General features: G+C 70.7%; 9 protein-coding genes. 6 read left to right on the top strand and 3 right to left on the bottom strand.

The genetic code is table 11. The features are described 5' to 3' along the window. Positions 1-17 precede the first annotated feature (17 nt). The 5 genes from bdeA (at position 18) to ispH (ending at position 6,358) form a co-directional block, all read left to right on the top strand. Positions 18-884 (top strand): bis(hydroxyethyl) terephthalate hydrolase, encoded by an 867-nt coding sequence (bdeA, locus tag ADK67_RS13995; protein WP_157620280.1) that lies wholly within the window; start codon positions 18-20, stop codon positions 882-884. A 431-nt stretch (positions 885-1,315) separates the two neighbouring features. Continuing rightward, positions 1,316-2,719 carry a family 2B encapsulin nanocompartment shell protein gene (locus tag ADK67_RS13990; protein ID WP_053716841.1) on the top strand — a complete coding sequence of 468 codons (1,404 nt, stop codon included), beginning with the start codon at positions 1,316-1,318 and terminating at the stop codon, positions 2,717-2,719. 31 nt (positions 2,720-2,750) lie between these two features. Next, positions 2,751-4,160, top strand: coding sequence for a family 2B encapsulin nanocompartment shell protein (locus tag ADK67_RS13985; protein WP_053716840.1), 1,410 nt, complete (start codon positions 2,751-2,753; stop codon positions 4,158-4,160). Between the two features lie 196 nt (positions 4,161-4,356). Beyond that, positions 4,357-5,397 (top strand): family 2 encapsulin nanocompartment cargo protein polyprenyl transferase, encoded by a 1,041-nt coding sequence (locus ADK67_RS13980; RefSeq protein ID WP_053716839.1) that lies wholly within the window; start codon positions 4,357-4,359, stop codon positions 5,395-5,397. 22 nt (positions 5,398-5,419) lie between these two features. Beyond that, positions 5,420-6,358, top strand: coding sequence for a 4-hydroxy-3-methylbut-2-enyl diphosphate reductase (gene ispH, locus ADK67_RS13975; RefSeq protein ID WP_053716838.1), 939 nt, complete (start codon positions 5,420-5,422; stop codon positions 6,356-6,358). Positions 6,359-6,375: 17 nt separating this feature from the next. Here ispH and ADK67_RS13970 read toward each other — a convergent pair whose 3' ends face one another. Together ADK67_RS13970 and ADK67_RS13965 are read right to left on the bottom strand one after the other, a co-directional pair. Then, the gene (locus tag ADK67_RS13970) at positions 6,376-8,913 is read right to left on the bottom strand and encodes an ABC transporter permease (protein WP_053716837.1); all 2,538 of its coding nucleotides are present in this window, start codon (positions 8,911-8,913) and stop codon (positions 6,376-6,378) included. Continuing rightward, positions 8,913-9,671 carry an ABC transporter ATP-binding protein gene (locus ADK67_RS13965; RefSeq protein ID WP_053716836.1) on the bottom strand — a complete coding sequence of 253 codons (759 nt, stop codon included), beginning with the start codon at positions 9,669-9,671 and terminating at the stop codon, positions 8,913-8,915. The genes ADK67_RS13970 and ADK67_RS13965 overlap by 1 nt, the downstream gene beginning before the upstream one ends. A gap of 586 nt (positions 9,672-10,257) precedes the next feature. Between ADK67_RS13965 and ADK67_RS48935 the strand changes: the two genes are divergently transcribed. Then, positions 10,258-10,602 carry a DUF742 domain-containing protein gene (locus ADK67_RS48935; protein WP_082403457.1) on the top strand — a complete coding sequence of 115 codons (345 nt, stop codon included), beginning with the start codon at positions 10,258-10,260 and terminating at the stop codon, positions 10,600-10,602. On the opposite strand, the gene ADK67_RS13955 is transcribed toward ADK67_RS48935, so the two are convergent. Beyond that, the gene (locus tag ADK67_RS13955; RefSeq protein WP_053716931.1) at positions 10,555-11,463 is read right to left on the bottom strand and encodes an NAD(P)-dependent oxidoreductase; all 909 of its coding nucleotides are present in this window, start codon (positions 11,461-11,463) and stop codon (positions 10,555-10,557) included. The two genes, ADK67_RS48935 and ADK67_RS13955, sit on opposite strands and share 48 nt — an antisense overlap. Between the last annotated feature and the right edge of the window lie 271 nt (positions 11,464-11,734).

Below are 11,734 nucleotides of genomic sequence, written 5' to 3'. Positions count from 1 at the left end.
GCGAGGTGTACACCGACGTGCAACTCCGCAAACTGATCCCCGCGCTGATCCCCGCGCTGGCCCTGTCCCTGGTCGGCGTCGCGCCGGCCACCGCAGCCGAGGAGGAGTTCCGGCGCGGCCCCGCGCCGACCAACTCCAGCATCGAGGCGTCCCGCGGCCCGTTCGCCACAGCCACCACCACGGTGTCCTCCTTGTCGGTCACCGGCTTCGGCGGTGGCACGATCTACTACCCGACCAGCACCGCCGAGGGCACCTTCGGCGCGATCGCCATCTCGCCCGGCTTCACCGGCACGCAGTCCACCATCTCGTGGCTGGGCCCGCGCATCGCGTCGCAGGGCTTCGTGGTGTTCACCATCGACACGAACTCCACGCTGGACCAGCCCGACAGCCGGGCGAGCCAGCTGCTGGCCGCGCTGGACTACCTGACCCAGCGCAGCACGGTCCGCACCCGGATCGACGCGTCCCGGCTGGGCCTGATGGGTCACTCGATGGGCGGCGGCGGCACGATGCGCGCCGCCGAGCAGCGCCCGGCCCTGCAGGCGGCGATCCCGCTGACCGGGTGGCACACCGACAAGTCCTGGGGCAGCACGCGGGTGCCGACCCTGGTCGTCGGCGCCGAGAACGACAGCGTCGCGCCGGTCTCGTCGCACTCCATCCCGTTCTACACCTCGCTGCCGTCCACTTTGGACAAGGCGTACCTGGAGCTGAACGGCGCCAGCCACTTCGCGCCCAACAGCTCGAACACGACGATCGCGAAGTACAGCATCGCGTGGCTCAAGCGGTTCATCGACAACGACACCCGCTACGAGCAGTTCCTCTGCCCGTCGCCGGCCAACAGCTCGCTGATCTCGGACTACCGGGACACCTGCCCGCACGGGGTCTGACCGCGCGATCGCAGACCCGGGCGTGGCGTCGCGGCCACTCGCGACGCCACGCCCGTTCCACAGATCGACCACGCGGTGCCGACATCACGTCGGCACCGCGTTTTTCGCTGCCCACTTACGGGTGAACTTTTAGCCGCACCTCTGCGGTTTGATGACTGAGCGTTCGTCCAGGCCACCGTGAACAACACTTTGCGGTGAAGATTGCTACAACGAATGCCGTAGTCATTCCCCCTCAGCACGAATGAGACCACCAATGCACGCCAAGATCACCCGTTAATTACTTGCGAGGTGGACGAGATCCACAGTGAGTACGCGTACCAGGCCCGATTGACCCTCAGGGGTGTCGTCACATCGGCCGCTTCCCGTAGCGCATTCAGGCTCACTACGGTCGATCCGGACCAATGAGCTAAATCCGATTGGCGGTGTGAGCGGTGACTGTGACCGATTCGGACTTGGAGACCGAGCGACCACGCTTGAGCCTCGGCACGGCGGCAGCGCGGAACCTGGCGACCACGACCAAGTCCGTTCCCCAGATGCAGGGCATCACCTCGCGGTGGCTGCTGAAGCTCCTGCCCTGGGTGGAGGCGAAGGGCGGCGCCTACCGGGTCAACCGCAGGCTCAGCTACGAGGTCGGCGACGGGCGGCTGACGTTCACCAACATCGGCGCGGACGTGCGGGTGATCCCGCAGGAGCTGACCGAACTGGCGCTGCTGCGCGGCTACGACGACGTCGAGGCGCTGACCGCGCTCGCCGACCGGTTCACCCAGCACGAGTACGAGCCCGGCTCGGTGATCGTGGAGGAGGGCCGTCCGCAGGACACGGTCTACCTGATCGCGCACGGCAAGGTGAACAAGGTCGGCCGGGGCGAGTACGGCGACCAGACCGTGCTCGGCTCGCTGGCCGACGGCGAGTACTTCGGCGGCAACGTCCTCGCCGGACCGCAGGGCGAGTGGGAGTTCACCATCAAGGCCGTCACGCCGGTGATCGCGCTGGCGCTGCCGTGGGAGGAGTTCGAGCAGCTCAACGGCGAGGCGGGCGGCCTGCGCGCGCACATCCAGCGGATGTTCGCCGCGGGCGGCAAGTCCAACGACTACGGCGAGGCCGAGATCGACATCGCCTCGGGCCACGAGGGCGAACCCGACCTGCCCGGCACGTTCGTCGACTACGAGGTCGCGCCGCGCGAGCTGGAGCTGAGCGTCGCGCAGACCGTGCTGCGGGTGCACAGCCGCGTCGCCGACCTCTACAACCAGCCGATGGACCAGGTCGAGCAGCAGTTGCGGTTGACCATCGAGGCGCTGCGCGAGCGCCAGGAGCACGAGATGGTCAACAACCGCGACTTCGGCCTGCTCAACAGCGCGGACCTCAAGCAGCGCATCCACACCCGCACCGGACCGCCGACCCCCGACGACATGGACGACCTGCTGGCCACGGTGTGGAAGGAGCCGACCGCGTTCCTGGCCCACCCGAAGGTGATCGCCGCGTTCGGCCGCGAGTGCAGCAAGCGCGGCATCTACCCGTCGACCGTCGACCTCAACGGCCACCACGTACCTGCGTGGCGCGGCGTGCCCGTGCTGCCGTGCAGCAAGATCCCGATCACCAAGACCCGCACCAGCTCGGTGATGCTGCTGCGCGCCGGCGAGCAGAACCAGGGCGTCATCGGCCTGCACCAGACCGGCCTGCCCGACGAGTACCAGCCCGGCCTGTCGGTGCGGTTCATGGGCATCAGCGAGAAGGCGATCATCTCCTACCTCGTCAGCGCCTACTACTCCACCGCGATCCTCGTGCCGGACGCGATCGGTGTGCTGGAGCACGTGGAACTCGGCCGCGAAGACTGACTAGTCCCCCCGACCAGATTGGGCAGCCCCAGTGACCGTGACAGACCCCGGCCTCGCACCCGAAGAGGCCGAGCAGCAGCGGCAGAGCCTGAGCACCGCCGGCGCGCGGAACCTCGCGACCACGACCAAGTCCACCCCGCAGATGCAGGGCATCTCGCCGCGGTGGCTGCTGCGCAAGCTGCCCTGGGTGACCACCCAGGCAGGCACGTACCGGGTCAACCGCCGCCTCACCTACGCGCTCGGTGACGGGCGGGTGAGCTTCACCAGCACCGGCGCCGACATCCGGGTCATCCCGCAGGAGCTGCGGGAACTGCCCGTGCTGCGCGACTTCCCGGACGACGACGTGCTGGTCGCGTTGGCCGACCGGTTCCGGCAGCGCGAGTTCCAGCCGGGCGACGTCGTGGTCTCGTCCGGCGACCGGGCCGAGGAGGTCTTCCTCGTCGCGCACGGCAAGGTGAACAAGATCGGGCAGGGCAAGTACGGCGACCAGACCGTGCTGGACACGCTGGCCGACGGCGACCACTTCGGTGACGAGGTGATGTACGGCAACGAGGTGGAGTGGGACTTCACCGTCAAGGCGGTCACCCCGGTGATCGTGCTCGCGCTGCCGTGGCGGTCGGTGCAGGAGCTCAACGGGCAGGCCGAGGCGCTGCGGGCGCACATCGACGCGTTCGCGCGCAACGCTGGCAAGCCGCAGAACAAGCACGGCGAGGCGGCGATCGAGATCGCCTCCGGCCACGAGGGCGAGCCGGACCTGCCGGCCACGTACGTGGACTACGAGCTGTCGCCGCGCGAGTACGAGCTGGAGGTGGCGCAGACCGTGCTGCGGGTGCACAGCCGCGTCGCCGACCTCTACAACCACCCGATGAACCAGACCGAGCAGCAGTTGCGGCTGACCATCGAGGCCCTGCGCGAGCGCCAGGAGCACGAGATGATCAACAACCGCCGGATCGGGCTGCTGCACAACGCCGACCTCAGGCAGCGCATCCACACCCGCTCCGGACCGCCGACCCCCGACGACCTGGACGAGCTGGTGTCCCGGCGGCGCAAGACGGCGTTCATGCTGGCCCACCCGCGCGCGATCGCCGCGTTCGGCCGGGAGGCCAGCAAGCGCGGCCTGTACCCCGGCACGGCCGACGTGGACGGCACGAAGGTGGTCACCTGGCGCGGCATCCCGCTGCTGCCGTCGAACAAGATCCCGATCACGCCGCAGGGCACGACCTCGATCCTCGCGATGCGGATCGGGGAGAAGGACAACGGCGTGATCGGGCTGCACCAGCCGGGCATCCCGGACGAGGTGCAGCCGAGCCTCAACGCGCGGTTCATGGGCATCAACGAGAAGGCGATCGTGTCCTACCTGGTCAGCGCCTACTACTCGGTGGCCGTGCTGGTGCCCGACGCGCTCGGGGTGCTGGAGCACGTGGAACTCGGCCGGTCCTGACCGACGCCGTCGTGCACGGCAGCCGGGCCACCGCGCCCGGCTGCCGGTTCTCCGCCCTCCCCGCCGGCCCTTCGCGTCGGTCCTCCCCCCAGCCGGTTGTCCCGCCGGTCATCCCCAGCCGGTTCTCCGCCGCCGGCCCTCCCCTGCCCGTGCCTGCTCCGGTAGCCGGGCGCATCCCCGAACAGGAGCTGTGCCGATGACCGACCTGGACGTGAGCCTGGATCACCGGACCGCGCGCGAGGTGCTGGACTGGAGCCGCGCCGGGCTCGACCCGGCCCTGCGCTCGGCGGTGGACCGGTTGCCGGACTCGATGCGGGCGATCGCGGGCTACCACTTCGGTTGGTGGGACGAGCAGGGCAGGCCGACCGGCTCGGACGCGGGCAAGGCGATCCGGCCCGCGCTCGTGCTGCTCGGCACGCAGGCGGTGGGCGGCGCGGCGCACGTGGCGCTGCCGGCCGCGGTCGCGGTGGAGTTGGTGCACAACTTCTCGTTGCTGCACGACGACGTGATGGACGGCGACAAGACCCGGCGGCACCGGCCGACGGCGTGGCACGTGTTCGGCGTGAACCCGGCGATCCTGGCCGGTGACGCGTTGCTGACCCTGGCGCTGGACGTGCTGGCGGGCAGCGGTCACCCGAACGCGCAGCAGTCGATCCGGGTGCTGTCGAACGCGGTGCAGCGGCTGCTGGACGGGCAGAGCGCGGACCTGGCCTTCGAGGAACGCGGCGACGTGCGGTTGGCCGAGTGCGTGCGGATGGCCGAGTGCAAGACCGGCGCGCTGCTGGGCGCGGCGTGCGCGTTGGGCGCGTTGTTCGGCGGCGGGCGGGCGGACCAGGTGGAGCACCTGCGGTCGTTCGGCGAGCGGGTCGGGTTGGCGTTCCAGTTCGTGGACGACCTGCTCGGCATCTGGGGCGACCCGCAGGTGACCGGCAAGCCGGTGTACTCGGACCTGGGCAACCGCAAGAAGTCGCTGCCGGTGGTGGCCGCGCTGACGTCGGACACGGCCGCCGCCGGCGAGCTGGACGCGTTGTTCCACGCCGAGGAGCCGCTCACGCCCGCCGAGCTGGCGCGGGCGGCGGAGCTGATCGAGGCCTCGGGCGCGCGGGCGTGGAGCCAGGGCCGGGCGGACGAGCTGCTGGCCGAGGCACAGGAGCACCTGCGTGCCGCCGGGCCGTCCGAGCGCGCCGCGCGCGAGCTGGAAGCGGTGGCGCGCCTCGCCACCCGCCGTGACCGCTGATCCCGCCTACCCAGGAGTGGCCATGGCTTTCCCCGTAGTGCTGCTGGCGTCGCCCCGGTCGTTCTGCGCGGGGGTGGAACGGGCGATCGACATCGTCGACCGGCTCCTGGACCAGCGCGGTGGGCCCGTCCACGTGCGGAAGCAGATCGTGCACAACACCCACGTGGTGGCCGAGTTGGAGGCGCGCGGCGCGGTGTTCGTCGACGAGCTGGACGCGGTGCCGGACGGTGCGACGGTGGTGTTCTCGGCGCACGGGGTGTCGCCCGCGGTGCGGGAGGAGGCCGCGCGGCGCGGGTTGGACGTGGTCGACGCGACGTGCCCGCTGGTGACGAAGGTGCACGCGGAGGCGAAGCGGTACGCCGCGCGCGGCGACACGGTGGTGCTGATCGGGCACGCCGGGCACGAGGAGGTCGAGGGGACGCTCGGCGAGGCGCCCGAGCGGACCGTGCTGGTGCAGACGGTCGCGGACGTGGCGGCGCTGGAGGTGCCGGACCCGACCAGGGTCTCCTACCTGACCCAGACGACGCTCGCGGTGGACGAGACCGCCGAGGTGCTGGCGGCGTTGCGGGAGAAGTTCCCGGCGCTGCGCGGTCCGTCGGCGGCGGACATCTGCTATGCCACCACGAACCGGCAGGAGGCGGTGCGCGACATCGCGCGGGACGCCGACCTGGTGCTGGTGGTGGGCTCGCGGAACTCGTCGAACTCGGTGCGGCTGGTGGAGACCGCCCGCCGGATGGGCACGCCCGCGCACCTGATCGACGACGTCTCCGACATCCGGGAGGAGTGGCTGGACGGCGCGCGGGTGGTCGGGGTGAGCGCGGGCGCGTCCGCGCCGCCGGCGCTGGTGGACGAGGTGATCGAGGCGTTGGGCGCGTGGGACGTCCAGGTGCGCGAGACGGCGCGGGAGACGATCCGGTTCACCCTGCCCGCGGCGGTGCGCGGAGCGCCCGGCCGGCCCTGAGCGGACCGACCGGGCGCTCACTCGTAGGAGATCGCCTGCAGGACGTTCAGCCGGGCGGCGCGGATCGCGGGCAGGATCGCCGCGACCACGCCGACCCCGGCGGCGATCAGCAGGTAGCTGCCCAGCTGCGCCCACGGGATGCCCAGGTCGGTGATGCCCATGTCGGTGAGCGCCCGGACCGCCGCGACGCCCAGCGCGACGCCGACCACCAGGCCGAGCAGCGCGCCGAACACCGAGATCACCACCGACTCGACGGTGATCATCCGCATCACCTGCGCCCGGCGCATGCCGATCGCCCGCAGCAGCCCCAGCTCGCGGGTCCGCTCGATCACCGACAGCGCCAACGTGTTGATCACGCCGAGCACCGCGATGAGGATCGCCAGGGCGAGCAGGATCTGGATCATCAGCAGCACGGTGTCCAGCTGCGAGGCCTGCTGCCGCGCGTAGGAGCTGAGGTCCTGGACGGAGACCTCCGGGTTGTCGGCGAACACCGGCTCGACGGCCTTGCGCACCTCGGCCGCGTCCACACCGGGGTCGGCCTTCACGAACGCGGTGTTGATCTGCGCCAGCGCGAACTCGTCGACCACCGACTCCGGCAGGAAGACGGCCTCGTTGAGCACCCTGCTCTTGGCCAGCACGAACGCGACCGTGTACGTGCGCTGCTCGCCCTTGGTGGTCTGCACGGTCGCCGTGCTGCCCTGGCGCAGGTTCAGCGCGGTCGCCATGGGCTCGTCCACGGCGATCTGGCCGTCCTCGAGGTCGGCGATCGTGCCGCCGGTGGCGCTGAGGCCGAAGACGCGCGCCATGGCGGGCACGTCGGTGACCACGGTGGCGAACTTCTGCTGACCGTCGACGAGGACGCCGTCGTTGTACCAGCCGAACGCGGACTCGACGCCCGGCGTGGCGAGCACCCGGTCCAGCCGGTCCGCGGTGAACCCGCCGCTGCTCTCGCCGTTGACGGACTCGCCGGAGACGATCAGGTCGGCCTTGATCTGCGTGTCGGCGACCTTGGTGATGCTGGTGGTGGCCGAGGTGAGCACCACGCTCACCCCCGTGATCAGGGCGATGCCGACCATGAGCGCGGCGGCGGTGATGGCCGTGCGGCGCGGGTTGCGGGCGGAGTTGCGCCGGCCGAGCGTGCCGGGCATCGACCACGCGAGCAGCTTGCCGATCACCGACACCACGGGCCTGCTGATCAGCGGCGTGAGCAGCGCGACGCCGACGAACGCGACCAGCAGCCCGGTCATGATCAGCCACAGCGTGCCGTCGGCGAACCCGAGGCCGAGCATCCCGCCGCCGGCCAGCGACAGCACGCCGCCCGCGACGGTCAGCCTGGTCAGCGGCCGGTCGGGGGTGGCGGCCTCGCGCAGCGCCGCGACCGGAGCGATGCGGGACGCGCGCAGGGCGGGCAGCAGCGCCGCCAGCACGGTCACGACGATGCCGACCGCGAACGACGAGATGATCGCCGACGACGGCACCGCGATGCCCGCGAGCTGGAGGCTGCCGCCGCCGAACGTGCTGAACAGCGTGGCCAGCAGGGCGCCGACGCCGATGCCCGCGGCCAGGCCGACCACCGAGGCGACCAGGCCGATGACCACGGCTTCGAGCACCACGGAGGCGATCATCTGCTTGCGGCTCGCGCCCATCGCCCGCAGCAGCGCCAGCTCACGGGTGCGTTGCGCGACGATGATCGAGAACGTGTTGAGGATGATGAAGATGCCGACGAACAGGGCGATGCCCGCGAAGCCGAGCAGCACGTAGTTGAAGAACGCCAAACCTTCGCCGATCTCGTCGGCGGACTCCTTGGCCAGCTGCTCGCCGGTCTTGACCTGGTAGGCGTCACCCAGCGCGGCCTGCACGCGGTCCCGCAGCACGGCCTGCGACACGCCTTCGTCGGCGCGGACCGTGATGCCGCTGTACGCGCCGGGCGCGGCGAGCAGGAGCTGTTGGGCGGCGGGCTGGGTGAACGCGGTGGTGAGCTCGCCGCCGAGGGAGTCGCGGTTGCCGGGGTAGCCGAAGATCCCGGCGACGGTGAACGTCCGCTTCGGCTCCAGGGTCAGCACGGAGATCTGCTCGCCGACCGTGAAGCCGCCGGTCTTGGCGAGGTAGGCGCTGATGGCCACCTCGTCGTCACGCGCCGGCGCGTGGCCCTCGCGCAGTTCCTCCTGCCCGCCGTCACGCCACGCCGTGCCCACCCTGGGCGCGCCGGAGGTGGTGAGCACCTTGCCGTTCTCGCCGATGGGCCGGGCCGATCCGATCACGTCGCCGACCGCCGTGCGGACGCCAGCCACGGCCTCGACGGCCTTGACGTCGTCGGCGGTCAGGGTGCCGGCGCGGGCGGCCTCGGGGTCGCCCTGGTCGACCTTCGGCTTGACCGCGACCTCGACGTCCACCTCGGAGTAGACGGTGGCGAACAAGTCCTTGAACGAGCGGTCCAACGTGTCGGTCAGCACGAACGAGCCGGACACGAACATCACGCCGAGCACCACGGCCAGGCCGGACAGGACCAGCCGCAGCTTGCGCGCCAGCACGCTCTTGAGCGTCGCCTTCAACATCACGCCACGACCAGCCGGTCGTCGCCGTCGAGCGCCTTCATCGTGTCGAGCACGGCCGCCGCCGTCGGGTCGTGCAGCTCGCGCACGATCCGACCGTCGGCCAGGAAGATCACCCGGTCCGCGTACGAGGCGGCGTTCGGGTCGTGGGTGACCATGACGACGGTCTGGCCGAAGTCGCGGGCGGAGCGCCGGAGGAAGCCGAGCACCTCCGCGCCGGACCGCGAGTCGAGGTTGCCGGTCGGCTCGTCGGCGAACACCACCTCCGGCCGCGCCACCAGGGCACGGGCGCAGGCCACGCGCTGCTGCTGGCCGCCGGACAGCTGCGTCGGCCGGTGCGTGAGGCGGTCGCGCAGGCCGACGGTGTCGATGACCGTGTCGAACCACGCGCGGTCGACCTTCTGGCCGCCGATGGCGAGCGGCAGCGTGATGTTCTCCTCGGCGGTGAGCGTCGGCAGCAGGTTGAACTGCTGGAAGATGAAGCCGACCTGGCGGCGGCGCAGGTCGGTCAAGCCCTTGTCCCGCAGGCCGTTGACCTTGGTGTCCCCGATCCAGACGTCACCGGAGTCGATCGTGTCCAGCCCGGCCAGGCAGTGCATGAGCGTCGACTTGCCCGACCCGGACGGTCCCATGATCGCGGTGAACCGGCCGCGGTCGAACTCGACGCTCACCCCCGCCAGCGCCGTGACCGCGGCCTCCCCCGTGCCGTAGGACTTCCACACGTCCACCGCTCTCGCGGCGGCACCCACGTTGCCCGTCACCGGTCTCCACCCCTCGTGCCGGACGGCGACCGCCGTCCACTCCGGCAAATGTGGCGGATGGGCGGGTCTCGGCGCGTCGGGAATGACCCCGGAATCGCGGTAGGGGTAATTCCCCTAGTCCCGTGCGGGAAACCCGAACATCAAACCTTGGTCAACAACCGTTGTGAGAGCGCTCCACCCGTCCCTACGTTGGTTTCGGCCACAAGCCGCTCGGTGGTGAGCTCATCGCCAGGACACCGGAAACCCCTCGAAGTGTTCTGCGAGGTAAGCGTGATCGCGAATCCCACACCCATCGGGTAGACCCCCGGCGGACGCCTGGGACGACCAGTCCCAGGCGATCCGGAGCCGAACGACCGGCGAACGGACGGTGAAGAAGACCGATCATCCGATGGCTGCGCACAGGCCGCGCACAGCGTCGAACACCGCCCGGAAGCGACCGGGCACGGACCGTCGCCGTGACGCGCGAACTCTCCCACATACCGGGAAAACCGAGACAGGAGCGGTGATCGCTCGTAGGGTCTACCGGCGTCAGCGACCCTGACGGTTGCGCGACCAAGATCAACTTCGACGGCTTTGAGGAGCTGGTGTGTCGACCCTCCGGGTGCGTCCCTACACCAGAACCGGCGGGCGGACGCGCTCCGCGACGACGCTGGCCATCGAGACCATCGTGACGACGAACGAAAGAGCGGCGAGAGACGCTCTCACGTCGACCGCGGAACACCGCATCATCAGCGACCTGTGCCGCAATCCGCATTCCGTCGCGGAAGTCGCGGCGACTTTGCGTTTGCCGCTCGGCGTGGTCCGGGTGTTGTTGGCGGACATGTCCGACATGAGCCTCATCAACGTGCACGAGGATCAGGCGATCGACGCCAAGGGCAGGCCGTCACTGGAGTTGATGGAACGCGTCCTCATGGGGTTGCGCCGAATCTGACCGTTCCCGCAGGGCGTGCACGACGGCGGCCACGTCCTGTTCGCCGTGCCCCAGCTCCACCGTGCGGCCCATCAGGGTCAGGCACTCGTCCATCAGCGGCGAGGCGACCCCGGCGGCGCGGGCGGCGGCGGTGATCAGGCGGGTGTTGGTGAAGACGTCGCGGGCCGCCGCCTGGGCCTCGAAGTCGTCGGCGAGGAGCTTCGTGGTCTTCGCGCGGGACACCTTGCTCGCCATCGGGCCCTTGTCCAGCACCTCGACCAGCGTGCCGAGGTCGAGCTCGTGCCGTTCGGCGAAGTGGAACGCCTCGGCGAGGCCGGTGGTCATGGTGATCAGGAACAGGTTCACGGCCAGCTTCATCAGCAGGGCGTTGGGCGTGGGGCCGCAGGTCACGACCTCCGCGCACAGCGGCGCGATCACGTCGCGGACCCGTGCCACGGCGTCCTGGTCGCCGGCGAGCATGGCGACGAGCTCACCGGCCTCGGCCGGGCCGCGCGAACCGGAGACGGGCGCTTCGACGTAGTCGCCGCCGGCGGCGCGGACGTCGGCTCCGAGGGCGTGCGAGTAGCCGGGCGAGGTCGTGCCCATGTGCACGATCGTGCGGCCGCGGACGTGGTCGGCGAACCGGTCCGTGCCGCGGTCGAGGACGGCGTCGATCGCGTCCTCGTGGGCGAGCATGAGGATCACGACGTCGGCGGCGGCGAAGACCTCGGCCGGTGTCGCCGCGACCCGCGCGCCCGCGTCCCGCAGCGGTTCCGCCCGGTGCGGCGACCGGTTCCACACCACGACCGGCCGGCCGGACCGCGCCAGGTTGAGCGCCATCGGCTGCCCCATGATGCCGAGACCGACGAATCCGACCTCCACCACGACCTCCTCCGCACGACGGCACGGCGCCGCCTCCCTGGTGGGATTAAACGCCGTGCCGGTGCTGCCGGTTGAAGGGTGGTGCGCCGTGCGTGTCGTGAGCGTTCAACTCACGCGTTCCGAACGTAGGACTCTCGCGTCCTGAACGTAGGACTCTCGCGGTCTGAGCGTTCGACACGCGTGTTCTGGACGTAGGACACGCGTGGTCTGAGGGTTCGACACGCGGGACCTGAGGGTTCGACACGCGCGGGGGTGGGTGGGGGTGCGTGGG

The organism is Saccharothrix sp. NRRL B-16348, assembly GCF_001280085.1.
GTDB lineage: Bacteria > Actinomycetota > Actinomycetes > Mycobacteriales > Pseudonocardiaceae > Actinosynnema.
Note: the sequence above shows the minus strand (reverse complement) of the source record. Positions and strands in the feature narration are given on the sequence as shown.